Source organism: Sphingomonas kyungheensis, assembly GCF_037120395.1.
In the GTDB taxonomy this organism is placed as follows: Bacteria; Pseudomonadota; Alphaproteobacteria; order Sphingomonadales; family Sphingomonadaceae; genus Sphingomonas; species Sphingomonas kyungheensis.
Window position 1 is genome coordinate 465,416 of the sequence record NZ_JBBBDM010000002.1, and the last position, 24,913, is coordinate 490,328.

Consider the following 24,913-nt stretch of genomic DNA (forward strand, 5'->3'; position numbering starts at 1 on the left):
TTCGACGCAGGGTAAGAGCGAGGGCCTTTAATCCCATGACCGATACCAACACCGCGATCCACGAAGACGGTTCGCTGGAACGCCTCACCATCGATACCATCCGCACCCTGTCGATGGACGCGGTGCAGAAGGCCAATTCGGGTCACCCCGGCACGCCGATGGCGCTCGCCCCGGTCGGCTACACCCTCTGGTCGCAATTCCTGCGCTACGATCCGGCCAAGCCCGACTGGCCCAACCGCGACCGCTTCGTGCTGTCGGTGGGCCACGCCTCGATGCTGCTGTACAGCCTGATCCACCTCGCCGGGATCGAGGAGATCGACGCGGACGGCAACAAGACCGGCCGCCCGGCGCTCAGCCTCGACGATCTCAAGGGCTTCCGCCAGCTGTCGTCGCGCACGCCGGGCCATCCCGAGTTCCGCCATACCACCGGTGTCGAGACGACGACCGGGCCGCTGGGTGCGGGTTGCTCCAATTCGGTCGGCATGGCGATCGCCGAGCGCTGGCTCGCCGCGCGCTACAACCGTCCCGAGTTCACGCTGTTTGACCATGACGTCTATACGCTGTGCGGCGACGGCGACATGATGGAGGGCGTAGCCGCCGAGGCGGCCAGCCTCGCCGGTCACCTCAAGCTGTCCAATCTCTGCTGGATCTACGACAGCAACCATATCTCGATCGAGGGCGGGACCGATCTCGCCTTCGACGAGGATGTCGGGCTGCGCTTCCAGGCCTATGGCTGGAACGTCATCCACCTCGACGATGCCAACGACACCAAGGCCTTCGCCAAGGCGATCGAGACGTTCAAGGCGACCGACGACAAGCCGACCTTCATCGTCGTCCATTCGGTGATCGGCTGGGGCAGCCCCAAGGCGGGCAGCGAGAAGGCGCATGGCGAGCCGCTCGGCGTGGATAACGTCCGCGCCACCAAGAAGGCCTATGGCTGGCCCGAGGACAAGGATTTCTACATCCCCGAAGGCGTCGCCGAGCATTTCCACGACGCGATCGCCGGGCGCGGCGGCGCGCTGCGCGAGGAATGGGAAGCGACCTTCGCGCGCTATCGCGAGGCCAATCCGGAGCTCGGCGCCGAGCTCGCGCTGATGCTCAAGGACGAACTGCCCGAGGGCTGGGATGCGGACATTCCCGACTTCCCCGCCGACGAAAAGGGCATGGCGAGCCGCGATTCGGGCGGCAAGGTGCTCAACGCGCTCGCCAAGCGGGTGCCGTGGCTGATCGGCGGTTCGGCCGATCTCTCGCCGTCGACCAAGACCGACATCAAGGGCGCGCCCTCGTTCGAGGCGAACAATTACGGCGGCCAGAACTTCCACTTCGGCGTGCGCGAGCACGGCATGGGCGGCGTCGTCAACGGCATGACGCTGTCGCACGTGCGCGGCTACGGCTCGACCTTCCTCGTCTTCGCCGATTACATGCGCGCGCCGATCCGCCTGTCGGCGATCATGGAGCTGGCCAGCGTATGGGTGTTCACCCATGATTCGATCGGCGTCGGTGAGGATGGCCCGACCCACCAGCCGATCGAGCATCTCGCGACGCTGCGCGCGATCCCCGGCCTCGACACGATCCGTCCGGGCGATGCCAACGAGGTCGCCTACAGCTGGCGCGCCGCGCTGGAGGACGCCAGCCGCCCGACCGCGCTCATCTTCTCGCGCCAGGCGCTGCCGACGCTCGACCGCAGCAAATATGCCTCGGCCGAGGGCACGCTCAAGGGCGGCTACGTCCTCGCCGATTGCGAAGGCACGCCCGAGGTGATCCTGATCGCGACGGGCAGCGAATTGTCGCTGGTCGTGCAGGCGCACGAAAAGCTGTCGGCGGACGGCATCAAGAGCCGCGTCGTCTCGATGCCGAGCTGGTATCGCTACGAGCTCCAGTCGGAAGACTATAAGGAAAGCGTGCTGCCGTCGTCGGTGCCCTCGCGCCTCGCGGTCGAGCAGGCGGGCGAGATGGGCTGGCATCGCTATGTCGGCCTCAAGGGGCGTACGATCACCATGTCGACGTTCGGCGCCTCCGCCCCCATATCGAAGCTGCAGGACAAATACGGCTTCACCCTCGACAATGTCGTCAAGGTGGCGCGCGAAATGCTGGAGAGCAACAATGGGTAAGCTCAACGACCTGAGCGCCGCGGGCACCGCGGTCTGGCTCGACTTCGTCGATCGCAAGTTTCTCGAGGCCGGCGGCCTCGAGACGTTGGTCAAGGAGGATTCGCTGACCGGCGTCACCTCCAACCCGTCGATCTTCGAAAAGGCGATGGGGCATGGCGATGCCTATGACGAGACGCTCGCCGCCTTCGACAAGGAGAATCCCGGCGCGGCGACGATCGATCGCTACGAGCATCTCGCCATCCAGGACATCAAGGCCGCGGCCGAGACGCTCAAGCCGGTGTATGACCGGCTCGACTCGAAGGACGGCTATGTCAGCCTCGAAGTCTCGCCGTACATCGCCGACGATACCGACGCGACGATCGCCGAAGCAGAGAAGCTGTGGCACGCGGTCGACCGCGCCAATCTGATGATCAAGATCCCCGGTACGCCCGCCGGCGCGCCGGCGATCAGCGCGACGATTGCCAAGGGCATCAACGTCAACGTCACGCTGCTCTTCTCGCAGGAGGCCTATATCCGCGTCGCCGAGGCCTTTGCCACCGGCCTCGAAGAACGCGTCCGCCAGGGTCAGCCGATCGACCGCATCGCCAGCGTCGCCAGCTTCTTCGTCAGCCGCATCGACGCGGTGATCGACAAGGAGATCGACCGCCGCGTCGCCGACAATGATCCCGAGGCGGACACGCTGAAGGGGCTGCGCGGCAAAGTGGCGATCGCCAATGCCAAGATGGCCTATCAATGGTTCCTCGACTTCGAGAAGTCCGAGCGCTGGCAGGCGCTCGCCGCCAAGGGCGCGCAGCCGCAGCGGCTGCTGTGGGCCTCGACCGGGGTCAAGGACAAGGCCTATCCCGACACGCTCTACGTCGACACGCTGATCGGCCGCGACACGGTCAACACCATGCCGCCGGCGACGATGGACGCCTTCCGCGAACGCGGCACCGTCGCGCCGACGCTCGAACAGGATGTCGACGACGCCCGCCGCGTGCTGGCCGAGGTCGACCGGCTTGGCCTCGACCTGACCGGCGTGACCGATACGTTGGTCGAGCAGGGCGTCGCCTCCTTCGCCAAGGCGTTCGACGATCTGCTCGGATCGATCGCCGCCAAGCAGCCGGCAACGGCATGATCCGCCGCCCCGTCCTGATCCAGGGCGGGGCGACCGCCCGGTGCGGACACACCGGTTTCCCGCACAGCCACTGCCCGACGTCGCCGCGATATGGTCGCGGCGCGGCGGCAGGGCTGTGATCGGCGGCGAGCTTCGGCGGTGTGCGGCAGGTTGCGCAACGCAACCCATCCTCCACCGCTCCGTTTAACCGACATCACAATCAGCGTCAGGACAGCAAGCATGAAGATCGGACTGATCGGCCTCGGCCGCATGGGTGGCAATATCGCGCGCCGGCTGATGCACGCCGGCCATGAGGTGGTCGCCTATGATCGCAGCGCCGAGGCGGTGACGGCCCTCGCCAAGGATGGCGCGGAGGCGGCGCATTCGCTCGACGACGTGCGCGCCAAGCTCGGCAGTCCGGCGATCTGGTGGGTGATGTTGCCCGCCGGCGGCCCGACCGAAGAGACGATCCAGGCGATCGGTGCGGGCGCAAGCGACGGCGATATCATCATCGACGGCGGCAACACCTTCTACAAGGACGACATCCGCCGCGCCAAGGCGCTTGCCGACAAGGGCGTCCATTATGTCGACGTCGGCACCTCGGGCGGCGTCTGGGGGCTGGAGCGCGGCTATTGCATGATGATCGGCGGCGACGTCGAGACGGTCAATCTGCTCGATCCGATCTTCGACGCGCTTGCGCCCGGCTATGGCTCGATCCCGCGCACGCCGGGGCGCGTCGCCGAGGCGGTCGATGCCCGGGCGGAGAAGGGTTATATTCATGCCGGTCCCGCCGGTGCCGGCCATTTCGTCAAGATGATCCACAACGGCATCGAATATGGCCTGATGCAGGCCTATGCCGAGGGCTTCGACATCCTCAAGTCGAAGAGCAGCGACAAATTGCCCGAAGACGAGCGCTTCGACCTCAACCTGACCGACATCGCCGAAGTCTGGCGGCGCGGCAGCGTCATCTCGTCGTGGCTGCTCGATCTCACCGCGATCGCGCTCGCCAAGGACGGCATGCTCGAAGGCTTTTCGGGCAGCGTCGCCGATTCGGGCGAGGGCCAGTGGACGATCGACGCCGCGATGGAAGAGAAGGTGCCGGCCAACGTCCTCACCGCATCGCTGTTCGCGCGCTATCGCAGCCGGGTTGACCATACGTTCGGCGACAAGGTGCTGTCGGCGATGCGCTTCGGCTTCGGCGGCCATGTCGAGATGCCGCAGTGAGCCGTGAGGCACCGCCGATCCGGCTCGTCGTGTCGGACATCGACGGCACGCTCGTCGACAAGAGCAAGCAGGTCACGCCGGCCACCGTCGCGGCAGTGCGCCGGCTGGAGGAGGCCGGGATCGGCTTCACCGTGATCAGCGCGCGGCCGATGTCGGGGATCATGCCGATCGCCGAAAAGCTGGCGATCGACGCGCCGATGGCGGCGTTCAACGGCGGCATCATCTTCCGGCGGGACGGCAGCATCGCCGAGCAGCATCGCGTCGATGCGGCGGTGACGCGCGGCGTGATGGGGATCGCCGCCGACAGCGGCGCCGACATCTGGGTCTTCGCCGACGACCTTTGGTATGCCTCGACCGACGTCGGCGCGCATGTCGACAGCGAACGGCGCGCCTCCAATCAGGAGCCGATCGTCACCGACGATTTCGATGCGCTGCTCGACCATGCCGACAAGATCACCTTCGTCAGCGACGACGAGGCGATGCTCGCGCGCCTCTCCGAACGCTGCAAGGCGGCGCATGGCGACGATGCGACGATCGTGCAGAGCCAGGTCTATTATCTCGACGTCACCGCCCGCGCCGCCAACAAGGGCGCAGGGCTGGTCGCGCTCGCCAAGACCTTCGATCAGCCGCTCGACGCGATCGCGGTACTCGGCGACCAATATAATGATGTCCCAATGTTGGAACGCGCCGGCCTTTCTGTCGCGATGGGAAACGCGCCTGATCCGGTAAAGTCTATTGCTCATGCGGTGACGAGCGGCAATGACGCGGACGGCGTCGCGCACGCCATCGACACGATCATCTTTCCCCGTATTGGAGCTGTTGCATGAAACAACTGGTTGCCTTCGACCTCGACGGAACGCTGGCCGAGAGCAAGCAGCCCTTGCAGGAGCCGATGGGGGAGGCGCTCGCCGACCTGCTCGGCGTCGCGCATGTCGCAGTGATCTCGGGTGGCGACTGGCCGCAGTTCCAGAAGCAGGTCGCGAGCCGCCTGCCGGCGCGCGCCGATCTCAGCAAGCTGTGGCTGATGCCGACCACCGGCACCAAGCTCTACACCTATCGCGACGGCAGCTGGAACACCGTCTACGCCGAGCTGTTCGACGACGAGACCAAGGCCAAGATCCTCAAGGCGTTCGACGAATCGCTCGCGGCGACGGGTTTCACCCCGGAAAAGACCTGGGGCGAGCGGATCGAGGATCGCGGCAGCCAGATCACCTTCTCCGCGCTCGGCCAGGAAGCGCCGATCGCCGAAAAGGAGCATTGGGACCCCAAGTTCGAAAAGCGCAAGGTCATCCAGGCCGATCTCAAGCAGCGCCTGCCGGGCCTGTCGATCAACATGGGCGGCGCCACCTCGATCGACATCACGCGCGAAGGCGTCGACAAGGCCTATGGTCTCAAGAAGCTGCGCGACGAGAGCGGTATTCCGCTGGATAGCATGATGTTCATCGGCGACGCCATCTTCCCGGGCGGCAACGATTATCCCGCCAAGGAACTTGGCCTCGATACGGTCCGCGTCCGCGACCCGGAAGAGACGATCTCGGTCGTCACCGCGATCGTCGCCTGCCAGAAGTAAATAGGTACCGGGCGGCTCAGGCGATGGCCTCGAGCCGCTCGATTGTCGCGCGCCACTCGTCGGCGCAGCGGCGATCCTCGCCGAACGGAATGACGCAGGTGCGGACCGGTCCGTTGCGGTCGAGCTGGTAGCGGATTTCGAGGAAGGCGGTCTCGACCGTCGTGCTCACCGACCGCGACTTGCCGCCGAACGTATAGCCGCCGAACAGGCCGCCCGAAACGCCGCCGAGCGTCAACCGACCGCCCTCCCGCGTATCAGTATAGACCGTCGCCTCGCGTTCGACCGTGGCGTGGACGATCTGGTCGCGGCTCAGCCAGAGCTGGTGATAGTCGGTGTCATAGTCGGTGATGACGACATGCCCCCCGCGGGTGATCGCTGCGGCGCCGGGCGTATCCTGCCACCAGCTGATCGACAGATTGGCCGGTTCGGGAAGCGAATCGATCTGTCGCATCAGCGTCTGCGCCGCGGCGCGATAGCGGAACCTGATCGTCGGACGAAGGAAAAGACGCGTCACAACCGCGATGATCAGTCGCGCGATCAGATAGTTGATGACGCCGCCAAAGAGGGCCCAGCCAATCGAACCGTGCAGTAGGGCGCTGAGCACCGGGACCGCGACGAAGACGATGATGATCCCCCGCGGCATCCATAGCGCGATCTTCTGGACGTGCTGGACCGTCGCGCGGACATCATCATTGGGCGGCGCGATCCGCTCCGGCCTGAGACTGGATTGTTCTGCAATGGCATCCATGATCGCCCCCCGATCGATTTGCGACGATCATGCAAAGGCGATTCGATCAGGTCCAGCGCGGTCGCGTATCGCGTTGATTGGGCGACGGCCCGTCCGTTGGTGGGGGCCGGCGACTCGGGAGCGGCTCAGCCGAGCCGGTACAGGCCCGCGCCGTGCGACGGGATCGTCTGGCGGAATTGGTCGCTGGCGGTGCCGACCGACCGGCCGCTCCACAGATCGACCGCCGCCGCCGATCCGGCGAGGCCGAGCATCGCCAGCGGCACCGCCACCTCGCGCGCCTTGTCGGTGGTGTTGAACAGCGCGACGTAGACGCCGTTGCCCGCGATCGGGCGGGCCGACCAGATGCGCGTGCCGTCCGCGACGAAATGCGGGCGGTTGTCGCGGCTCGCCTGATTGACCGCCAGCACCGCCCGATTGGTCAGCAGCGCCAGCGTCGCCGCATCGAGCCGACGCAGATCGCCGCCCATGATCAGCGGCGACCGCGCGATCGACCACAGGGTCATCAGCGTCCGCTGCTCGTCCGGAGTGAATTTGGTCGCCCGTGCGCCGAGCGCCAATTGGCCGAGCGGCAGCATGTCGGCATCGGGCCAGCCCCCCGTCGTGTCGACCGCATGCCAGTTTTCGAGGCGCGTGAACTGCGCCTCCAGCATCGGCCATTCGTCCCAGAAATCGTCGCTGATCCGCCACATCTGCGCATGGCGGCGGACGTGGTCGGCGCGCGCCACCGGCGTTTCGCCCGGCGACAGGCTGAGCACGATCGGCCGGCCGCTATGCTGGATCGCGGCATGCGCCGCCTCGATCTCGGCCGCATGGGAATCATAGGGGCGGCTCATGTCGTCCATCTTGACGAAATCGACACCCCAGCCCGCGTAGAGCGCGAAGACGCTGTCATAATAGGCCTGCGCACCGGGCTTGCGCATGTCGACGCCGTACATGTCCGGGTTCCACGGGCAGATGCTCGCCGTGTCGGCAATGTCGCGGGCGTGATAGCGGGTATTGAGCACGGGCAGGTTGCGCTCGACCGCCAGCCGCGGAATGCCGCGCATCAGGTGGATGCCGAACCTGAGCCCCATCGCATGGACGTCGGCGGCGAGCGGCGCGAAGCCCTTGCCCCCCGCGCTCGACGGAAAGCGATTGGGGGCAGGGAGCAGCCGGCCATAGCCGTCGAGCGTCGGCTGCGGCCTGGTGCTGTACGTATAGCTCGACGCACCCGGCTCATACCACTGGATGTCGATGGTGAAGACGTCGTAGCCGAAGGGCAGCAGCCGCGTGCGCATGATCGCCGCGGTCTCGCGCGCCTGCGCCTCGTTGATCGTCGTCGCGAAGCTGTTCCAGCTGTTCCACCCCATCGGCGGTCGCGGGGCGAGCGTGGCCGGGGCGGGCGGTTCGGCCGTTGCGCGGGCGGCGAGGGCGGTCGTGGCCGCGAGCGCCGTGCCGGCGCCGATCAGCGTGCGACGGTCGATGGATGTACGGCTCATGATCCCCCCGGACAGAAAAGGCGCCCGTTCGTTGCGGGCGCCTTCTGGTAGACGATCCGGACGGGCCTGTCCGGCCTTTTGCGCCGCGGCGGGGGTCGGCCCCACCGCGGTGCGGGTCAGCGGTCAGGCGCTATAGTACATGTCATATTCGACCGGCGACGGCGTCATCTCCCAGCGGGCGACCTCGCCGCGCTTGATCTCGACATAGGCCTCGATCTGATCCTTCGAGAAGACGTCGCCCTTGAGCAGGAAGTCGTGGTCCGCTTCCAGGCTGTCGAGCGCCTCGCGCAGGCTGCCGCAGACGGTCGGCACCTGGGCCAGTTCGGCGGGCGGCAGGTCGTAGAGGTTCTTGTCCATCGCCTCGCCGGGGTGGATCTTGTTCTGAATGCCGTCCATCCCGGCCATCATCAGCGCCGCATAAGCGAGATAGGGATTGGCCATCGCATCCGGGAACCGCACCTCGACGCGCTTCGCCTTCGGACCGGTGCCGTAGGGGATGCGGCACGAGGCCGAGCGGTTGCGCGCCGAATAGGCGAGCAGCACCGGCGCTTCGTAACCTGGCACCAGCCGCTTGTAGCTGTTGGTGGTCGGGTTGGTGAAGGCGTTGATCGCCTTGGCGTGACGGATGATGCCGCCGATGAAGTAGAGGCACATGTCCGACAGGCCGGCATAGCCCTCACCGGCGAACAGCGGCGTCTTGCCGTTCCAGATCGAGAAGTGGGTGTGCATGCCCGAGCCGTTATCTTCCTTGATCGGCTTGGGCATGAAGGTCGCCGACTTGCCATAGGCATGGGCGACCTGATGCACGACATATTTGTAGATCTGCATGCGGTCGGCGGTGGTGGTCAGCGTGCCGAAGGTCAGGCCGAGCTCGTGCTGCGCGGCGGCCACCTCATGGTGATGCTTGTCGCAGGGCAGGCCCATTTCGAGCATGGTCGAGACCATCTCACCGCGGATGTCGACGGCGCTGTCGACCGGCGCGACCGGGAAATAGCCGCCCTTGGCGCGCGGCCGGTGGCCGAGGTTGCCGCCCTCATATTCGCGACCGGTGTTGGTCGGCAGCTCGATATCGTCGATCTTGAAGTAGGACGACGCATAATTGGTGTCGAACTGGACGTTGTCGAACATGAAGAATTCGGCTTCCGGGCCGACGTAGACGGTGTCGCCGATCCCGGTGGTCTTGAGATAGGCCTCGGCGCGCTTGGCGGTCGAGCGCGGGTCGCGCGCATAGAGTTCACCGGTCGACGGCTCGACGACGTCGCAGAAGACGATCAGCATCGGCGTCGCCGAGAAGGGATCGGTGTAGACCGCGTCGAGATCGGGCTTGAGCACCATGTCCGATTCGTTGATCGCCTTCCAGCCCTCGATCGAGCTGCCGTCGAACATCAGGCCGTCGGTCAGCTCGTCCTCGCCGATCAGGCCGGCGACCATCGTCAGATGCTGCCATTTGCCCTTCGGGTCGGTGAAGCGCAGATCGACCCACTCGATCTCTTCGTCCTTGATCTTGTTGAGGATGTCGTTGGCGGTCGCAGCCATATCAGGTCCCTTGCTCTGCTACGTGGCCCGGGCGATGCCGGGCAGGAAATTGCGTCGCGGCGGCGCATTCACATGGAATGTTGCGCCGCGTCAAATGACGATGCTGTCAGATCGCCGCTTCGTCGCGCTCGCCGGTGCGGATGCGCAGCGCTGCCTCGACCGGGATGACGAAGATCTTGCCGTCGCCGATCCGGCCGGTCTGCGCGGCATTGGCGATCGCCTCGACGACGCGGTCGGCGAGGGCGTCTTCGACCACCACCTCGAGCTTCACCTTGGGCAGGAAGTCGACGACATATTCGGCGCCGCGGTAGAGTTCGGTATGACCCTTCTGGCGGCCGAAGCCCTTGGCCTCGGTCACGGTGATGCCGCTCACGCCGATCTCGTGCAGCGCTTCCTTCACCTCATCCAGCTTGAATGGCTTGATGATGGCTTCGACCTTCTTCACCGCGATACGCCCCCTGAAAATCCCGCGCGTCTGGCGCGGGCGGTGCAGTAAACGTGCCAGTCCTGACCCTTCGGGGCAACCGGGATTCGGAGCGATTTGCTGCTTGTTAAACGGGCAGGTCGGGCCAGCTTGCTGCTTGGGCGGGCAGGCGGGCGCTGCCTACAGGATCGTCCGCACCGCCTCCGGCGGCCTGGCCAACACGACGCCCTTGTCGGTCTCGACCAGCGGGCGCTGGATGATGATGGGGTTGATCGCCATCGCCTCGAGGATCGCAGCGTCATCCGCCTCGCTGTCGGCGAGTCGCTTGCCGTCCGGCTCGCTGAGCCGCAGCCCGTCGCGCGGCGTGAGGCCGGCACGGGCGTAGAGCCGCGACAGGTCGGCGACGGTCGGCGGCCGTTTGAGATATTCGATCACGGTCACCGTTGCGCCCGCCTCCTCGAGCAGGGCGAGCGTCTTGCGCGAAGTGCCGCAGCGCGGATTGTGATAAATGGTCGCAATCATCGCGCTGCGGCTCCGGTTCAGAGAATGATCAGGCGTCCTGCTTGGCCAGCCATTCCTCGAGCCATTTGATCGTATAGCTGCCCGCCTGGAACTCGGGATCGTCGAGCAGCGCCTGATGCAGCGGGATGGTCGTCGTCGGGCCCTCGATCACGAATTCCTCCAGCGCCCGGCGCAGGCGGCGCAGCGCGCCCTGACGCGTCGTGCCGTAGACGATCAGCTTGGCGATCATCGAATCGTAATAGGGCGGCACGCGATAGCCGGCGTAGAGGCCGCTATCGACGCGGACGTGCATCCCGCCCGGTGCGTGATATTGCTTCACCAGCCCCGGCGAGGGGGCGAAGGTGCGCGGGTCCTCGGCGTTGATGCGGCATTCGATCGCATGGCCGCGGAACTGGACGTCCTCCTGCCGCAGCGTCAGCGGATGGCCTTCGGCGACGCGGATCTGTTCGCGGACGAGGTCGAGTCCGGTGATCATCTCGGTCACCGGATGTTCGACCTGCAGCCGGGTGTTCATCTCGATGAAGTAGAACTCGCCGTCTTCCCACAGGAACTCGATCGTGCCGGCGCCGCGATAGCCCATGTCGGCCATCGCCTTGGCGACGATGCCGCCCATCCGCTCGCGCTCCTCGGCGGAGATGATCGGCGAGGGCGCCTCTTCCAGTACCTTCTGGTGGCGGCGCTGCAACGAACAGTCGCGCTCGCCCAGGTGGATCGCGTTGCCATTGCCGTCGCCGAACACCTGGAATTCGATATGCCGCGGATTGCCCAGGTATTTTTCCATGTAGACGGTGGCGTCGCCGAACGCCGCCTTCGCCTCGGTCCCGGCCTGCTGCATCAGCGTTTCGAGATGCTCGGGGCCGGTGCACACCTTCATGCCGCGACCGCCGCCGCCGCTCGCCGCCTTGATGATGACCGGATAGCCGATCGCGTCCGCCAGCACCTTGGCCTCGGCGACGTCGCTGATCGCGCCGTCGCTGCCGGGAACGAGCGGCAGGCCGAGCGCGCCGGCGGTGCGCTTCGCCTCGACCTTGTCGCCCATCGTGCGGATATGTTCGGGCTTGGGGCCGACGAATAGCAGGTCGTGCATCTCGACGATCTCGGCGAAGCGGGCATTTTCGCTGAGGAAGCCGTAGCCGGGGTGGATCGCGTCGGCGCCGCTGATCTCGGCGGCCGAGATGATGTTGGGGATGTTGAGATAGCTGTCGGTCGCTGCCGGCGGCCCGATGCAGATCGCCTCGTCGGCGAGGCGGACGTGCATCGCCTCGGCGTCGGCGGTCGAATGGACCGCGACCGTCGTGATGCCCATCTCATGGCAAGCACGGTGGATGCGCAGCGCGATCTCGCCGCGGTTGGCGATCAGCAGCTTCTTGATCGGGCGCATGCCTTACTCGACCACCACGAGCGGCTGGTCGAATTCGACCGGCTGGCCGTTCTCGATCAGGATCTGGCGGACGATGCCGGCGGTCGGCGCGGTGATCGGGTTCATCACCTTCATCGCCTCGACGATCAGCAGCGTGTCGCCGGCCGACACCGCATTGCCGACCGCGATGAACGGCTTGGCGCCAGGCTCGGCGGACAGATAGGCGGTGCCGACCATCGGCGACTTGACCGCATTGGCGGCGGCGAGCGTCGGCGCCATCGCACCGGCCTCGGCGGCGGTAGGCTGCGGCGCTGCCGCGGCGGGAGCGGGCGCCGCCGCCGGCGGGGCGTAATGGAGCGGTGCGGCGGCAGCGGCGGCCTTGCGCGCGACGCGGATCTTGCGATCGCCTTCCTCCACCTCGATCTCGGTGAGGTGGGTGGCGTCGAGCAGTTCGGCGAGCTGGCGCACGAGGTTGACGTCAACCTGCATGCTCTGCGCAGGGGCCCCGGAGTTGGTCTGGTCGGTCATGGGGGAGCCTCCTGTCAGAAGCGCGCCGCCGCTTCAAGCGCAAGGGTATAGGACAGCGCTCCGAATCCGGCGATGGTGCCTTTCGCCGCACGCCCGACGAAGCTGGTGTGGCGGAATTCCTCGCGGGTGTGGGGGTTGGAGAGGTGAACCTCGATCACCGGCGTGCGGATGCCCTTGATCGCGTCGTGCACCGCGATCGACGTGTGCGTGAAGGCGCCCGCGTTGAGGATCACCGCCTTCGCGCCGCGCGCCTGCGCCTCGTGCAGCCAGTCGACCAGATGGCCTTCGTGATTCGACTGGCGCATGTCGATCTCCAGCCCCAGCTCCTGGGCGCGATCCTCGAGCTGGCCGGCAATGTCGTCGAGCGTGTCGGCGCCATAGATCTCGGGCTCGCGCGTGCCGAGCAGGTTGAGGTTGGGGCCGTTGAGGACGAAGATGGTGTCGGTCATCGGGTCGCTTTCGGTTGAACCGGAGAGATCGTGTGCCTAGGTGCAGCGCATCACCCTTAGTCCGTTCGCCCTGCGCTTGTCGAAGGGCAGCTCTCCTCTGTCGCACCGGGCCGAAGGGGAGAGCGGGGCTTCGACCGGCTCAGCCCGAACGGATGGGGGCGTGCGCCTCCTGCAAGCTTATGCCCCATAGCGACGGAACGGTATCGATCACGGTCAACGGCGCGCACAAGCGCGTCAACGCGGGGCTGAGCCTCGCCGAACTCGCCGCCGAACTGGGGCTGGTGCCGGAGAAGGTGGCGGTCGAGCGGAATCTCGAGGTGGTGCCGCGCTCGACGCTCGCCGAGGTGCGGGTCGAGGACGGCGACGATATCGAGATCGTCCATTTCGTCGGTGGCGGCGACCACCCGCGGGCGGTGGCCGACGACAGCTGGACCGTCGCGGGCCGGACCTTCCGCTCTCGCCTGATCGTCGGCACCGGCAAATACAAGGATTTCGCGCAGAACGCCGCCGCGCTCGAAGCATCGGGGGCGGAGATCGTCACCGTCGCGGTGCGTCGCGTCAACGTCAGCGATCGCAATGCGCCGATGCTGACCGACTTTATCGATCCCAAGAAGGTCACCTATCTGCCCAACACCGCCGGCTGTTTCGACGCCGAGAGCGCGATCCGCACCCTGCGGCTGGCGCGCGAGGCGGGCGGCTGGGATCTCGTCAAGCTGGAGGTGCTGGGCGAGGCGAAGACGCTCTATCCCGATATGCACGAAACGCTGCGCGCGACCGAGATCCTCGCCAACGAAGGCTTCAAGCCGATGGTTTATTGCGTCGACGATCCGATCGCGGCGAAGCGGCTGGAGAATGCCGGCGCCGTCGCGATCATGCCGCTCGGCGCGCCGATCGGCTCGGGGCTCGGCATCCAGAACCGCATCACGATCCGGCTGATCGTCGAGGGTGCGGGCGTGCCGGTGCTGGTCGACGCCGGCGTCGGCACCGCCTCCGACGCGGCGGTGGCGATGGAATTGGGCTGCGACGGCGTGCTGATGAACACCGCCATCGCCGAGGCGAAGGACCCGGTGATGATGGCGGCGGCGATGCGCGCGGCGGTCGAGGCGGGGCGGCTCGCCTATCGCGCGGGGCGCATGGGACAGCGGCGCTATGCCGATCCGTCGAGCCCGCTCGCCGGGCTGATCTGACGCCCCCTGACGGATTTGTCACGGAACCGGTCCGGTTCGAACCCGTTGTATTGTCGTAGATCAAGCGGCCCGGCTGGCGGGCTGACGATAACAGCAGGAGGTCCTGATGGGCGAGCTCACCGACAAGATCAAAGGCACCGTGAACGAAGCGATCGGCAACGCCAAGGAAGCGATCGGCAAGCACAATGACGACCCCAGCCTCGCCGCCGAGGGTCAGGCCCAGCAGGCAGAAGGCAAGGGCGAGAAGTTCAAGGGCAGCGTCAAGGGCGCGCTCGGCGACAATATCTGATAGGCTTATCGATTGCCGGCAAAGGGCCGTCCCGCAAATCCGGGGCGGCCTTTTCCATATGGAAAAAGGGAGATGCATATGAAGACGACGATGATGGCGCTGGCCGCGGGTGCGATGGCGCTGTCGCTGGCAGCGTGCGGCGGCAAGGGTGACGACAAGCTCGGCAGCGAGGTCAAGGCCGCCGCCGACAATCGCGCCGATGCGATGGAGAGCGCCGCCGACAATCTCGAGGATCAGGCCAAGGCGGAGCGCAAGAGCGCGGCGCAGCAGGCCGATGCGATCGACGACGCCGACGTCAATGCCGCGGCGATGTCGAGTGGCGAGAAGGCCGCGCTGATCAACGGCAGCGACAAGCTGCGCTGATCCGCGGCGGGCACCGGGGACTATTTGCTTCGGCGGGAAACATCGTTTGTCGTGAGTGGTTTACGGCCAATGACCCCGCCCTATAGCCAACCGTCCTCGGTCACCCACGACCAAGGTGAGATCATCGTCGACGGACCCGACGGCGTCGCCGTCTCGCTGACCCCGGAGGCGGCGCTCATCACCGCCGGCCGATTAGAGACCGAGGCAATCGAGGCCCTGCTCGAGCGTGGCAAGACCGTCGTCACCAAGCCGGTCGGCTGAGTGGCGCCACTCCGGCTACTCATCGCCGAAAGTGAGCCCCCCGCTGCCCGCGCTGAACGCCGCGACAGCGTTGGCCGCAGTTCGGGCGAGACCTTTTGCAAGCGGCTCACCGGGCTGATGCCGGAGGCGCGGTGCGAGCGGGTCAAGCCGGCGGACGCCGATGCCGGGATCCCCGCCGGGCTCGACGGCTATGATGCGGTGTTGCTGACTGGATCGCCGCTCCATCTCTATGAGGATACGCCCGAGGCGCGACGTGAGATCGCGTTCATGCGCGCGGTGTTCGCGTCGGGCACGCCAGCATTCGGATCGTGTGCCGGGCTTCAGGTCGCGGTGGTCGCCGCCGGCGGGCAGGTGCGGGCGATGGGGTCGCGGCGCGAGATCGGCTTCGCGCGCCGCATCTTTCGGCAGCCGGACGGTGTCGATCACCCGCTGCTCGCCGGGCGGCCGCCGGTGTTCGACGTGCCGGCGATCCACGGCGACGAGGTCGAGACCTTGCCGGACGGCGCGACGCTGCTCGCCTCCAACGGCGTCACCCACGTGCAGGCGGCGGAAATCCGGCACGACCGCGGCGTCTTCTGGGGTGTGCAATATCACCCCGAAATCTCGCTGCGCGAGGTCGCGGCGGCGCTGCGGCGGCAGGCGGAGGAGTTGATCGACCTCGGCATGGCGCGTGACCGGCTCGACGTCGAACAGCAGGCGGTGCTGGTCGACACCCTCCACCGCGAGCCCGAGCGGCGCGATCTCGCCTGGCGGCTCGGACTCGACGAACAGGTGCTCGATCCGATGATGCGGATGACCGAGCTGCGCAACTTCCTCGACCGGCTGGTGCTGCCGACCCGCGCCGCGCGTGGGCGGGGCTAGGCGGACCGCCGCGCCGCCATCGCTTCCAGCGTCGTCGCATTGCTGATCACGGCGATGTCGGTGCGCAAATGGAGCAGGCGGACCCCGCGTCGGTCGAGCGCCCGCGCCAGCGCCGGGGCGAAATCCTCGGTCTGCTCGACCGTCTCCGCCCAGCAGCCATAAGCGCGGGCGAGCGCGGCGAAGTCCGGGTTGGTCAGTGTCGTCGCCTGGACGCGGCCGGGATATTCACGCTCCTGGTGCATGCGGATCGTGCCGTAGCCACCATTGTCGATCACCAGCACCAGCATCTGCGCATCGTGCTGGACCGCGGTGGCGAGTTCCTGCCCGTTCATCAGGAAACAGCCGTCGCCGGCGAGCGCGACCACCTGCCGCTCGGGAAAGCGCAGCGCGGCGGCGACCGCGGCGGGGACGCCATAGCCCATCGCGCCGGCGGTCGGGGCGAGCTGCGTGCCGGGCGCCGTATAGCGCCAGTAGCGGTGCCACCAGCCGCTGTAATTGCCCGCGCCGTTGCACAGGATCGTGTCTGCCGGCAACGCCGCTTGCATCGCCGCGACGCAGGGGCCGAGATCCATCGCCACGCCGTCGCGGGGTGCGGGGGTCGACCAGGCCAGCCATTCGGCATGCGCCTCGGCGCCGCCGGGATGCGGCGGGCCGTCGATTGCCGCGAGCGCCTCGGCGAACTCGGCCATGCCGGCGCAGATCGCCAGATCGGTGCGATAGGTCATCCCGAGTTCGGTCGCATCGGGATGGACGTGGATCAGCCGCTGGCCGGGATGATCGGGGGTGATGAGCGTATAGCCGTCGGTCGTCGCCTCGCCGAGCCGCGCGCCGACGACGAGCAGCAGGTCGGCGGCCTTGACGCGCGCGACCAGCGCCGGATTGGGGCCGTAACCGAGATTGCCCGCATAAGCGGGGCAAGCGTTGGGGATCGCATCCTGCCGGCGAAAGGCGGTGGCGACGGCGATGCCGGTGCGATCTGCCCAGGCGGCGAAATCCTGCGCCGCGACATTGTCCCAACCGCCGCCGCCGACGATCGCCAGCGGCCGTTCGGCGGTGGCGAGCAGATCGGCTAGCTGCTCCAGCCCCGCCTCGTCGCAGCCCTGCGACAACCGTTCGACCCGCGGCCGGTCGGCGACCTCGGCGCTGTCACGCAGCATGTCCTCGGGCAAGGCGAGCACGACCGGACCGGGCCGGCCGCTCATCGCCACGGCATAGGCGCGTGCGACATATTCGGGGATGCGCGCCGCATCGTCGATCCGTGCCGCCCATTTGGCGAGCGGCGCGAACATCGCGGTCATGTCGACTTCCTGGAACGCCTCCCGGTCGCGGGTGCCGCGATCGACGTCGCCGACAAACAGGATCAGCGGCTGCGAATCCTGCCGGGCGACGTGCACGCCGATCGCGGCATTGGTCGCGCCGGGGCCACGGGTGACGAAGGCGATGCCGGGCCGGTGGCCGAGCGTGCCGTCGGCGCAGGCCATGAACGCCGCGCCACCCTCCTGTCGGCAGACCACCGTCGCGATCTCCGGCGTATCGTGCAGCGCGTCGAGCACGGCGAGGAAGCTTTCCCCCGGCACCGTGAAGATCCGCTCACAGCCTTGGGCGAGCAATTGCGCGACGAGGATCTGGCCGCCGGTGCGTGGGGTGGTGTCCATACCCCGATCCTGCCCAATCCCTCCGGAGAAGTCGAGCGATCCGAGGCAGATGGGCGTTAGCGGCGGGTGGTCGGACCGAAATCGAACCAGCCCGGGCGGCTGCCCGCGGGATAGGCGGGGCGGACGGTGCTGACCGGGCGGACGCGGCCGGTGATGCGCTCGCCGAGCGTCGGCGCGGCGGCGACCGGCGCGGCGGGGGCTGCGACCGGCGCGGTTTCTGCGGCGCGGGCGAGGCGGTCGTTCTCGCGCTCCAGTTCGGTGATGCGCCGGTTGGCCTCGGCGAGTGCGGTATCGCCCTGCTTGCGATAGCCGGCATGCGCCTCGCGCTCGTCGGCATAGCGCGTCTTCCACTTGCGCCCGCCGCTGCTGCTGGCGAGGCCGAAGAACCAGCCTGCGACAAGGCACAAGGCCAAAGCGGCGAATTGCGTCGTAGTGGTGAACAGCATCCGAGCCTCCCTGTTACGCAAGCATAACGAGCGCGATGGCGCTTGGTTCATCGCCGTCCGCAGCGAAAGCGGCATCCCGCCTGGCGACGAACATGGACAACATGGACACCTTGATCGAAACGATCAGGCCCGATCGTTTCGGATTTTGCGCTGATCGATCGAGGATGAGACAGAACCGCGGCGAGATAGCGCCCTCCGCGCGGTTAGGACAGCGGTCCTCATTTCGCGCGGCGGTGCAGGCGCTTGCCCGTGCCTCGGTCCTAGAAGGCGTCGCTGATCGAGCAGGCGGCGGGGCCGAGGATGACGATGAACAGCGTCGGCAGGATGAACAGGATCAGCGGGATCGTCATGATCGCCGGCAGCCGTGCCGCTTTCTCCTCGGCGCGCATCATCCGTTCGTTGCGGAATTCGGCCGACAGCACGCGCAGCGCCGAGGCGAGCGGCGTGCCGTATTTCTCGGTCTGGATCATCGTGGTGACGACGCCGCGGATCGCGTCGAGGTCGACGCGGCTGGCGAGATTCTCGAAGGCCTGACGCCGTTCGGTGAGGAAGCCCAGTTCGATCGCGGTCAGCGTGAATTCGTCGCCGAGTTCGGGATAGGCGCGGCCGAGCTCGCGCGCGACGCGGTGGAAGGCGGCGTCGACGGTGAGGCCCGCCTCGGCGCAGATCACCAGCAGGTCGAGCGCGTCGGGCAGCCCCTTGCGGATCGCGTCGCTGCGCTTGGTGATCTTGTTCTTGAGATAGAGGTCGGGCGCCTTGTAGGCGAGGATGAAGGTCACCGCGACCAGGGCATAGCGTTTGAACGCCGACCAGTCGGGGAAGTAATCGAGCCCGTAGACGAGCAGCACCATCAGCCCGCCGAACACGATCGGCAGCGCGAGCCGGCCGAAGATCACGCCGACCGCCCATTCCTTGGAACGGATGCCGGCGCGCATCAGCTTGAGCTGCGCGTCCTTGACCTGGCTGTCCTGCAACACCTTGAGCGAAGAGAGCAGGCCGCGCATCCAGTCGGTGGTGTCGTTGCGCTGGACGAGCTTGGCGCGCCGCTTGGTCGAGGCGGTGATGCCCGCCTTGAGCTGTTCGCGGCGCTCGTTGAGCACCTTGACGCGCTTGTTCATCGGATCGGTGACGGTGCGCATCACCGTGTAGAGCGCGAGCATCACCGCAAAGGCGGCGACGCCCGACAGGATGGTCGCGACCCAGAGCACGTCGATGCCCATCAGCGTCGGTCCGGAAGGCTGCATGTCTCGTTTCCCGCCCTGGCGCCGCTAGATTTCGAAGCTGACCATCTTGGCCATGATGAACACGCCGATCCCCATCCACAGCAGCCCGCCGATGCCGGCGATCATCAGCCGCGGTTCGGAGAAGAAGCCCTGCATATAGCCGGCGTTGATCATCCAGATCATGCCGAAGACGATGAACGGCAGCGATCCGACGATATAGGCCGAGGCCTTGGATTCGGACGACATCGCCTTGATCTTGAGCTTCATCTGGCCGCGCTGGCGCAGCACCGTGGCAAGATTGGCGAGCGTTTCGGCAAGGTTGCCGCCGGTTTCGCGCTGGATGGCGATGGTGATGACGAAGAACTGGAATTCGGGCGTGCCGAGCCGGTCGGCGGTGTCCTGCAACGCCGCGTCCATTGACTTGCCGATCTTCATCTTGTCGGAGACCATGCGGAATTCCTCGCCGACCGGGCCTTCCACCTCCTGGCCGACGACGCCGATCGTCTCGGTGACCGGCAGGCCCGAACGCAGGCCGCGGACGAGCAGTTCGATCGCATCGGGGAATTTGGCGGTGAAGCGCGCGACGCGGCGGCGGATGAAGAAGCCGACCAGCCAGTGCGGCAGCCCCGCGCCGACCGCGAGGCCGAACAGCAGGGCGAGCAGGATCGGCGCGCCCTTCAGGATCAGCAGTCCCGCGACGACGACGATCAGCCCGCCGCTGATCATGCCGTAGCGGCCGACGCTCCAGTCCTTGCCGGTCATCGCCAACCGCTGGGCGAGCTGCGCCGGATTGGGCAGCAGCCGGCCGAAGGCGAGATCGGTGCGGGTCTGGACGCGCCCGGCGGCGATGCGGCGCATCTGCGTGTCCGCCACCGTCGCGGCATCGCTGTGCCGGGTGCGGACCGACGACAGCCGCCGCGCCTGTGCGCGCTGCGCCGACGGGCCGGCGAGCGCGATGACGATCAGGCCGATCGTCATCACCCCGCCGAACGCCACCATGATCAGGGGAAGCAGGTCCATCGCCGCGCCGTTATTTCTTGGCGCGCTTGCTGAGCAGCGCCGAGAAGCCGCCGATCAGCGACTTGCGCTTGGCGGTCGCCTTGCCCTCGCTGCCGGTGGCGACCAGTTCCTCGCCGACGTTGAGGACGTGGCGGGTCAGTTCGATCAGCGGCGCCACCGTCTTGGTGTTCTTGCCCGCCTCGGCGATCGGCTTGCCGAGCTTGGCGGCCTGCGCGGCGAGCTTCTGGTCGAAGGGGATGAGGAAATCGATCTTGCGCTCGATCGAGCTTTCGAAGTCCTTGCGGCTGATCTCGAGCTGCGCGGCGGGGTGGACGCGGCTGGCGACGACGGTGAGGTGCGTCTGCGGCGCGTTGGTCTTGAGCCACGACAGCACCCGGATCGTGTCGCGTGCCGCGGCAAGCGTCAGGTCGGTGACGATCACCGCCGCCTGGATGTCGCTGATCAGATGCGGATGCTGGACCAGCATCGCGCGCGGCAGGTCGACCACCGTCGCCTCGAAGGCGGCGCGCATCTCTTCCTGCAACTGGTAGAAGGCGGCACCGTCGGTGACGAGCGGCGCGTTGATCGGCGCCTCGGCGGAAAGGACGGCGAGCTTCTCGGTCGCCTTGACCATCGCGCGTTCGATGAACAGCCCGTCGATGCGGCTCGGATTCTCGATCGCGTCGGTGAGGCCGCGGCCCGGTTCGAGATCAAGGGTGAGCGCACCGGTGCCGAAATGGACGTCGAGGTCGAGCAGCGCGACGGTGCGCTTCTCGCGCTCGGCGAGCAGCCATGCGGTCGAGGTGGCGACGGTCGAGGCGCCGACGCCGCCGCGCGTGCCGATCACCGCGATCGCACAATGCGGCCGGTCGACGTTCGCCTCGGCGAGCTTGGGGGCGTTGAGCATCGCCTGGGCATGGCCGAACGCCTCGCGCATCGCATCGGGATGCAGCGGCTTCAGCAGATAGTCCTGGATGCCGCTGGCGATCAGGTCGCGATACAGGCGCACGTCGTTGACCTGCCCCGCGGCGATCACCACCGTGCCGGGCTCGCACACCTCGGCGAGGCTGTTGATGTCGTTGAGCGGATCGCCCGATTCGGCGAGGTCGACGAGCAGGATCTGCGGGCTCGCCGAGACCGACAGCGACTGGACCGCATTGCGCAGCCCGCCCTTGTGGACCTTGTCGACCGACCAGCCGAGCTCGGCGGCGATCGGGCGCAGCAGTTCGGCGGTGGTGTCGTCGCAGACATAGGCGGCGAAGGGTTCGCGCTGCGCGGCGCCGGCGGGTTTCCAGGGCGCGTTCATCAATTGCCCCCCTTGGTGCTCGTCGCCTGGAGCGTGCCGGCGCCGGTCGGCGCCTTCTTGATATAGGCGTCGATCGCTTTGCGGTTGACGGTAGTGTCGGCGAGCGTCTGCGGATCGGCGCCATGGACCAGATCGCTCGGCCGCGCGATCATCGCGGCGAGATTGGTGTTCACCGCACAGCCGTAGTTGGACGAGGTGTTGGCGTCGAACTCGTTGCTCGAATTGCGGCTCCAGTCGGGGCAGCCGGGGACGGAGGCGTGCATCCGGCTGATCACCACGCGCACCGTGCCCGGCGTCACCGGCGCATCGGTGACCGGACGGTCGTCGGAGAGCAGCAGGCCGTAGCTCGCCACCACCGCTGCGACCTCGTCGCGCGCCGCGCCGGCATAGGCCGCCTCGTCGATCGCGACGCGGTCGCCGAAGCCGAGGTGCATCGCGTCCATCCAGCCGGCGAGACGGCGTCCCTCACCGGGCGCGAGGCCGCGGCCGCCGGTGGCGAGATCGAGCGCATAATCGTTGCGCGCGACGACCGGCTGATGGACCGATTCGAGGCCGCGATTGGTGGTGCCCATGCAGCCGCCGAGCAGCAGCGCGGGCAAAGTGGCGAGGAGGAGCGAACGCTTGGTCATCGACGCGAGGTCCTTGATCGGGGACGCAGGAGTGGGGGATGCGGGGGCCATCAGTCGGAGAAGCCCGGGGCGGGCGCGGCGCCCTTCTTCTTCGACGCGGCGCGCGGATCGGCGGCGGGCACCGGCTGGCGCTGCGGCACCGGCGGCACCGCGGCGGCGGCGCCGAGCGTCGGCGGCACCGGCTGGCCGCCGGGCACCATCACCGGCACCGGCCGCTGCCCGCTGCCGCCGCCGCCGACCTCGCCGAGCAGGATGCGCTCGGCATCGCCCGGTGCGCGATAGCCGTCGTGCGGCAGCGCGACCTGCGCCGGATTGTTGATCGGCTTGACCAGATAGGGGGTGATGATGATCACCAGCTCGGTCTCGTTGCGCTGGAAGTTGGTCGAGCGGAACAGCGAGCCGATGATCGGCAGGTCGCCGAGGAACGGCGTCTTGTCGATATTGTTGCCGTGCGTGTTCGACAGCAGCCCGCCGATCATCATGCTCTGGCCCGAGCCGAGCTCCAGCGTCGTCTCGGCGCGGCGGGTGGTGATGCCGGGGACGCGGGTGCCGCTGACCGTGACCGCGCTGGCATTGTCGATCTGCGACACCTCGGGACGGACGCGCAGCGAGATGCGGCCGTCGGACAGGACGGTCGGCGTATAGGCGAGGCTGACGCCATATTGCTTGTATTCGACGGTGACGGTGCCAAGTCCGCCGGACAGCGGGATCGGGATCTCGCCGCCGGCGAGGAAGGTCGCGGTCTCGCCCGACAGCGCGGTGAGATTGGGGTTGGCGAGCGTCGTCACCTGTCCCAGCGTCTCGCCGAGATCAACTGCGGCGAGCAGGTCGAGACCGAGCAGCTTGCCGGCGAGGCCGAGGGTTGACCCCGACGTGCCGGGCGCAACGAGGCTGTAACCTGAGCCCGTGTTGAAGCCCGTCGCCAATGGCTGCCCGGGGGCATATTGAGGGCTGACTCCACCGCGACCGATGCCGAACTTAAATCCGCCGGTTCCGTCCACCGAGCCGAGATTGACCCCGACGTTCTTGATGAACGTCCGGCTCACTTCCGCGATCCGCACCTGGAGGTTGACCTGCAACGGCGTCGCAGTGCGCAGGCGCGAGAGCACCTTGGTCGAATCGCCGACATAGGCCTGGACCAGCCGCTCCGCCTCGGCGGCGTCGCCCGGGCCGGCGACGGTGCCGGTGAGCAGCACCAGCCCGTTCATCGGCGTCGCGGTGAGATGCGCCTCCGGCATCGCCAGCTGCAGCATCGCCGCGATCGAATCGAGATTGTTGCCGACGCGGACGGTGGTCGCATAGACGACCGCGCCGCCCTTCGTCGTCGCCGAGATCGTCGTCTCGCCGGTCTTCTTGCCGAAGATGTAGAGCTGGGTCGGCGAGCGGACCTGGACGTCGGCGACCGAATCGTCGGCGACGAACACGTCGCTCATCGGCCGCGACAGCGTCACCAGCCGGCCGCGGCCGGTGTTGACCTGGACGATCGAGGCGCTGCGCGCGACGGTGGCATCGGGCGCCCGCGCATCGGCGACGCCGAGCGGCAATGCGATGCTGCTCGCCAGCATCAGGCCGAGGGCGGCGGCGCGACGGCGCGGCGCGCGGAAGGTCTGCGACGAAGCCATTAGTTCTTCCCTCCGACCGGTACGACGGTCACGCTGTTGCCGCGCGCGACGCGCACGACCGGCCCCTGGATGACGACCGCACCGGGGGTGCCGGGCGTGCCGGTTGCCGCGGTGGCGGTGGTCGGCGTGCGCGGCGGCACGGTGCTGCGCTGGAAGCGCGAGACGTCGGCGCCGGTCGCGTAGGTGCTGCCGCCGGTCTGCGGCTCGCTCGCGACGCGCAGCATCATCGCCTTTTCGGCGCGGGCATCGCCGTCGGGCACCTTGACCGCGCCGCTGGCGATCGCCTCTTCCAGCTGGGTCGAATTGTCGGCAAGCGCGCGCAGCGACAGCGACAGGTCGCCGATCGTCCGCGCCACCGCGATCTTCTCGGCCATTTTGGGCGTCGCCTCCAGCGTCACGGTCGAATAGGTGCTGACCTTGGACTTGCCGTCATCGCCGACGACATTGTCGGTGCGCTGGTCGGTGGCGAGCACGCGGACGTTGCGCATGATCGTCTCGGACACCTTGAGCGGCTGGCCATCGCCGCCGCCCGGCACCGTCTGCGTCAGCACGAGGTCGATGCGATCGCCCGGGAAGACGAAGCCGGCGACCGCCGCCTGGCTCGACACGCTCACCGTCACCGCGCGCATCCCCGGCGCGAGCGCCGCGGCGAGGAAGCCGCGATCGCCCGGGGAGACGAGCGCGCCGCGCGTCACCGGCTGGCCCGCGGTGATCGCGTTGCGGACGACGGTGCCGGTCAGCTTGCTGAGGTCGGTGCTCGGCTTGAGGTAATAGGCGTTGTCGACCAGCTCGCGGGGCCACGGCTGGAACTTGAGCGCGGTGGCATCGAGGATCGTGCCGACCGGCAGCGTACGGGTGGCGACCAGCACCTCGGGGCCGTTGGCGACGACCGGGGCGGGGGCGCCCATCGCCATCGCCTGCGGCGCCGACGAACCCGCGATCAACGTGCGGGCAAAGAATGCCGTGATGCCGGCGACGAGCAGGGCGCCCACCAGCAAAACGATCTTGCGACTATCCATGTTCTCA

General features: G+C 67.6%; 26 protein-coding genes. 10 read left to right on the top strand and 16 right to left on the bottom strand.

Features of this window, described 5'->3' with window-relative positions:
* Window positions 1–35 precede the first annotated feature (35 nt).
* From tkt to V8201_RS06280, 5 genes are all read left to right on the top strand, one after another.
* Entirely contained in the window at window positions 36–2,111 is a 2,076-nt protein-coding gene (gene tkt, locus V8201_RS06260; protein ID WP_336544751.1) for a transketolase, read from the top strand.
* On the top strand, window positions 2,104–3,228 hold the full coding sequence (gene tal / locus V8201_RS06265) for a transaldolase (RefSeq protein WP_336544752.1): 1,125 nt from the start codon (window positions 2,104–2,106) through the stop codon (window positions 3,226–3,228). Before tkt ends, tal begins: the two co-directional genes overlap by 8 nt.
* A 219-nt stretch (window positions 3,229–3,447) precedes the next feature.
* Window positions 3,448–4,431 (top strand): phosphogluconate dehydrogenase (NAD(+)-dependent, decarboxylating), encoded by a 984-nt coding sequence (gene gnd, locus V8201_RS06270; RefSeq protein ID WP_037530394.1) that lies wholly within the window; start codon window positions 3,448–3,450, stop codon window positions 4,429–4,431.
* Window positions 4,428–5,258 carry a Cof-type HAD-IIB family hydrolase gene (locus V8201_RS06275; RefSeq protein WP_336544753.1) on the top strand — a complete coding sequence of 277 codons (831 nt, stop codon included), beginning with the start codon at window positions 4,428–4,430 and terminating at the stop codon, window positions 5,256–5,258. The genes gnd and V8201_RS06275 overlap by 4 nt, the downstream gene beginning before the upstream one ends.
* Window positions 5,255–6,001 carry an HAD-IIB family hydrolase gene (locus V8201_RS06280; RefSeq protein ID WP_037530399.1) on the top strand — a complete coding sequence of 249 codons (747 nt, stop codon included), beginning with the start codon at window positions 5,255–5,257 and terminating at the stop codon, window positions 5,999–6,001. The genes V8201_RS06275 and V8201_RS06280 overlap by 4 nt, the downstream gene beginning before the upstream one ends.
* A gap of 16 nt (window positions 6,002–6,017) precedes the next feature.
* On the opposite strand, the gene V8201_RS06285 is transcribed toward V8201_RS06280, so the two are convergent.
* The 8 genes from V8201_RS06285 to aroQ form a co-directional block, all read right to left on the bottom strand.
* Complete coding sequence (locus V8201_RS06285; protein ID WP_336544754.1) at window positions 6,018–6,749, bottom strand: hypothetical protein; 732 nt, start codon at window positions 6,747–6,749, stop codon at window positions 6,018–6,020.
* A gap of 125 nt (window positions 6,750–6,874) precedes the next feature.
* The gene (locus V8201_RS06290) at window positions 6,875–8,227 is read right to left on the bottom strand and encodes a glycoside hydrolase family 27 protein (protein WP_373276462.1); all 1,353 of its coding nucleotides are present in this window, start codon (window positions 8,225–8,227) and stop codon (window positions 6,875–6,877) included.
* 123 nt (window positions 8,228–8,350) lie between these two features.
* Window positions 8,351–9,763 (bottom strand): type I glutamate--ammonia ligase, encoded by a 1,413-nt coding sequence (gene glnA, locus V8201_RS06295; protein WP_037530403.1) that lies wholly within the window; start codon window positions 9,761–9,763, stop codon window positions 8,351–8,353.
* 106 nt (window positions 9,764–9,869) lie between these two features.
* Complete coding sequence (locus tag V8201_RS06300; RefSeq protein WP_037530405.1) at window positions 9,870–10,208, bottom strand: P-II family nitrogen regulator; 339 nt, start codon at window positions 10,206–10,208, stop codon at window positions 9,870–9,872.
* Between the two features lie 159 nt (window positions 10,209–10,367).
* Window positions 10,368–10,709 carry an arsenate reductase family protein gene (locus V8201_RS06305; RefSeq protein WP_037530407.1) on the bottom strand — a complete coding sequence of 114 codons (342 nt, stop codon included), beginning with the start codon at window positions 10,707–10,709 and terminating at the stop codon, window positions 10,368–10,370.
* A gap of 28 nt (window positions 10,710–10,737) precedes the next feature.
* A complete protein-coding gene (gene accC, locus V8201_RS06310; RefSeq protein WP_037530410.1) occupies window positions 10,738–12,090 on the bottom strand; it encodes an acetyl-CoA carboxylase biotin carboxylase subunit in 1,353 nt (450 codons plus the stop codon).
* Between the two features lie 3 nt (window positions 12,091–12,093).
* Entirely contained in the window at window positions 12,094–12,597 is a 504-nt protein-coding gene (gene accB, locus V8201_RS06315; protein WP_336544755.1) for an acetyl-CoA carboxylase biotin carboxyl carrier protein, read from the bottom strand.
* Window positions 12,598–12,611: 14 nt separating this feature from the next.
* Entirely contained in the window at window positions 12,612–13,046 is a 435-nt protein-coding gene (gene aroQ, locus V8201_RS06320) for a type II 3-dehydroquinate dehydratase (protein ID WP_336544756.1), read from the bottom strand.
* A gap of 179 nt (window positions 13,047–13,225) precedes the next feature.
* Between aroQ and thiS the strand changes: the two genes are divergently transcribed.
* From thiS to V8201_RS06345, 5 genes are all read left to right on the top strand, one after another.
* The gene (thiS, locus tag V8201_RS06325; RefSeq protein WP_271300480.1) at window positions 13,226–14,233 is read left to right on the top strand and encodes a sulfur carrier protein ThiS; all 1,008 of its coding nucleotides are present in this window, start codon (window positions 13,226–13,228) and stop codon (window positions 14,231–14,233) included.
* A 106-nt stretch (window positions 14,234–14,339) separates the two neighbouring features.
* A complete protein-coding gene (locus tag V8201_RS06330; RefSeq protein ID WP_336544757.1) occupies window positions 14,340–14,522 on the top strand; it encodes a CsbD family protein in 183 nt (60 codons plus the stop codon).
* A gap of 78 nt (window positions 14,523–14,600) precedes the next feature.
* Window positions 14,601–14,885 carry a hypothetical protein gene (locus V8201_RS06335; RefSeq protein ID WP_037530418.1) on the top strand — a complete coding sequence of 95 codons (285 nt, stop codon included), beginning with the start codon at window positions 14,601–14,603 and terminating at the stop codon, window positions 14,883–14,885.
* 69 nt (window positions 14,886–14,954) lie between these two features.
* Window positions 14,955–15,146 carry a hypothetical protein gene (locus tag V8201_RS06340; protein ID WP_037530421.1) on the top strand — a complete coding sequence of 64 codons (192 nt, stop codon included), beginning with the start codon at window positions 14,955–14,957 and terminating at the stop codon, window positions 15,144–15,146.
* 117 nt (window positions 15,147–15,263) lie between these two features.
* Window positions 15,264–16,007 (top strand): type 1 glutamine amidotransferase, encoded by a 744-nt coding sequence (locus tag V8201_RS06345; protein WP_336544758.1) that lies wholly within the window; start codon window positions 15,264–15,266, stop codon window positions 16,005–16,007.
* Here the strand turns inward: V8201_RS06345 and V8201_RS06350 are convergent.
* From V8201_RS06350 to cpaB, 8 genes are all read right to left on the bottom strand, one after another.
* Entirely contained in the window at window positions 16,004–17,662 is a 1,659-nt protein-coding gene (locus tag V8201_RS06350) for a thiamine pyrophosphate-binding protein (RefSeq protein WP_336544759.1), read from the bottom strand. The two genes, V8201_RS06345 and V8201_RS06350, sit on opposite strands and share 4 nt — an antisense overlap.
* Window positions 17,663–17,718: 56 nt before the next feature.
* Window positions 17,719–18,108, bottom strand: a complete 390-nt coding sequence (locus tag V8201_RS06355) for a hypothetical protein (protein ID WP_037530429.1) — start codon at window positions 18,106–18,108, stop codon at window positions 17,719–17,721.
* Window positions 18,109–18,368: 260 nt separating this feature from the next.
* The gene (locus V8201_RS06360) at window positions 18,369–19,352 is read right to left on the bottom strand and encodes a type II secretion system F family protein (protein WP_200870314.1); all 984 of its coding nucleotides are present in this window, start codon (window positions 19,350–19,352) and stop codon (window positions 18,369–18,371) included.
* 24 nt (window positions 19,353–19,376) lie between these two features.
* Window positions 19,377–20,351: a type II secretion system F family protein gene (locus tag V8201_RS06365; RefSeq protein WP_336544760.1), complete on the bottom strand. Its 975-nt coding sequence runs from the start codon at window positions 20,349–20,351 to the stop codon at window positions 19,377–19,379.
* A gap of 10 nt (window positions 20,352–20,361) precedes the next feature.
* Window positions 20,362–21,636: a CpaE/TadZ family protein gene (locus V8201_RS06370; RefSeq protein ID WP_037530436.1), complete on the bottom strand. Its 1,275-nt coding sequence runs from the start codon at window positions 21,634–21,636 to the stop codon at window positions 20,362–20,364.
* Window positions 21,636–22,265 carry a CpaD family pilus assembly protein gene (locus tag V8201_RS06375; RefSeq protein WP_037530437.1) on the bottom strand — a complete coding sequence of 210 codons (630 nt, stop codon included), beginning with the start codon at window positions 22,263–22,265 and terminating at the stop codon, window positions 21,636–21,638. The genes V8201_RS06370 and V8201_RS06375 overlap by 1 nt, the downstream gene beginning before the upstream one ends.
* A 50-nt stretch (window positions 22,266–22,315) precedes the next feature.
* Window positions 22,316–23,887 (bottom strand): type II and III secretion system protein family protein, encoded by a 1,572-nt coding sequence (locus V8201_RS06380; protein WP_336544761.1) that lies wholly within the window; start codon window positions 23,885–23,887, stop codon window positions 22,316–22,318.
* Window positions 23,887–24,906 (bottom strand): Flp pilus assembly protein CpaB, encoded by a 1,020-nt coding sequence (cpaB, locus tag V8201_RS06385; RefSeq protein WP_336544762.1) that lies wholly within the window; start codon window positions 24,904–24,906, stop codon window positions 23,887–23,889. Before cpaB ends, V8201_RS06380 begins: the two co-directional genes overlap by 1 nt.
* Window positions 24,907–24,913: the final 7 nt, after the last annotated feature.

Excerpts from the sequence above, each read along its gene's own strand:
- tkt (WP_336544751.1), top strand. The coding sequence starts at position 36 with ATGACCGATACCAACACCGCGATCCACGAAGACGGTTCGCTGGAACGC.
- tal (WP_336544752.1), top strand. The coding sequence starts at position 2,104 with ATGGGTAAGCTCAACGACCTGAGCGCCGCGGGCACCGCGGTCTGGCTC.
- gnd (WP_037530394.1), top strand. The coding sequence starts at position 3,448 with ATGAAGATCGGACTGATCGGCCTCGGCCGCATGGGTGGCAATATCGCG.
- V8201_RS06280 (WP_037530399.1), top strand. The coding sequence starts at position 5,255 with ATGAAACAACTGGTTGCCTTCGACCTCGACGGAACGCTGGCCGAGAGC.
- V8201_RS06285 (WP_336544754.1), bottom strand. The coding sequence starts at position 6,749 with ATGGATGCCATTGCAGAACAATCCAGTCTCAGGCCGGAGCGGATCGCG.
- V8201_RS06290 (WP_373276462.1), bottom strand. The coding sequence starts at position 8,227 with ATGAGCCGTACATCCATCGACCGTCGCACGCTGATCGGCGCCGGCACG.
- glnA (WP_037530403.1), bottom strand. The coding sequence starts at position 9,763 with ATGGCTGCGACCGCCAACGACATCCTCAACAAGATCAAGGACGAAGAG.
- V8201_RS06305 (WP_037530407.1), bottom strand. The coding sequence starts at position 10,709 with ATGATTGCGACCATTTATCACAATCCGCGCTGCGGCACTTCGCGCAAG.
- accC (WP_037530410.1), bottom strand. The coding sequence starts at position 12,090 with ATGCGCCCGATCAAGAAGCTGCTGATCGCCAACCGCGGCGAGATCGCG.
- accB (WP_336544755.1), bottom strand. The coding sequence starts at position 12,597 with ATGACCGACCAGACCAACTCCGGGGCCCCTGCGCAGAGCATGCAGGTT.
- aroQ (WP_336544756.1), bottom strand. The coding sequence starts at position 13,046 with ATGACCGACACCATCTTCGTCCTCAACGGCCCCAACCTCAACCTGCTC.
- thiS (WP_271300480.1), top strand. The coding sequence starts at position 13,226 with ATGCCCCATAGCGACGGAACGGTATCGATCACGGTCAACGGCGCGCAC.
- V8201_RS06330 (WP_336544757.1), top strand. The coding sequence starts at position 14,340 with ATGGGCGAGCTCACCGACAAGATCAAAGGCACCGTGAACGAAGCGATC.
- V8201_RS06335 (WP_037530418.1), top strand. The coding sequence starts at position 14,601 with ATGAAGACGACGATGATGGCGCTGGCCGCGGGTGCGATGGCGCTGTCG.
- V8201_RS06340 (WP_037530421.1), top strand. The coding sequence starts at position 14,955 with ATGACCCCGCCCTATAGCCAACCGTCCTCGGTCACCCACGACCAAGGT.
- V8201_RS06345 (WP_336544758.1), top strand. The coding sequence starts at position 15,264 with ATGCCGGAGGCGCGGTGCGAGCGGGTCAAGCCGGCGGACGCCGATGCC.
- V8201_RS06350 (WP_336544759.1), bottom strand. The coding sequence starts at position 17,662 with ATGGACACCACCCCACGCACCGGCGGCCAGATCCTCGTCGCGCAATTG.
- V8201_RS06355 (WP_037530429.1), bottom strand. The coding sequence starts at position 18,108 with ATGCTGTTCACCACTACGACGCAATTCGCCGCTTTGGCCTTGTGCCTT.
- V8201_RS06360 (WP_200870314.1), bottom strand. The coding sequence starts at position 19,352 with ATGCAGCCTTCCGGACCGACGCTGATGGGCATCGACGTGCTCTGGGTC.
- V8201_RS06365 (WP_336544760.1), bottom strand. The coding sequence starts at position 20,351 with ATGGACCTGCTTCCCCTGATCATGGTGGCGTTCGGCGGGGTGATGACG.
- V8201_RS06370 (WP_037530436.1), bottom strand. The coding sequence starts at position 21,636 with ATGAACGCGCCCTGGAAACCCGCCGGCGCCGCGCAGCGCGAACCCTTC.
- V8201_RS06375 (WP_037530437.1), bottom strand. The coding sequence starts at position 22,265 with ATGACCAAGCGTTCGCTCCTCCTCGCCACTTTGCCCGCGCTGCTGCTC.
- V8201_RS06380 (WP_336544761.1), bottom strand. The coding sequence starts at position 23,887 with ATGGCTTCGTCGCAGACCTTCCGCGCGCCGCGCCGTCGCGCCGCCGCC.
- cpaB (WP_336544762.1), bottom strand. The coding sequence starts at position 24,906 with ATGGATAGTCGCAAGATCGTTTTGCTGGTGGGCGCCCTGCTCGTCGCC.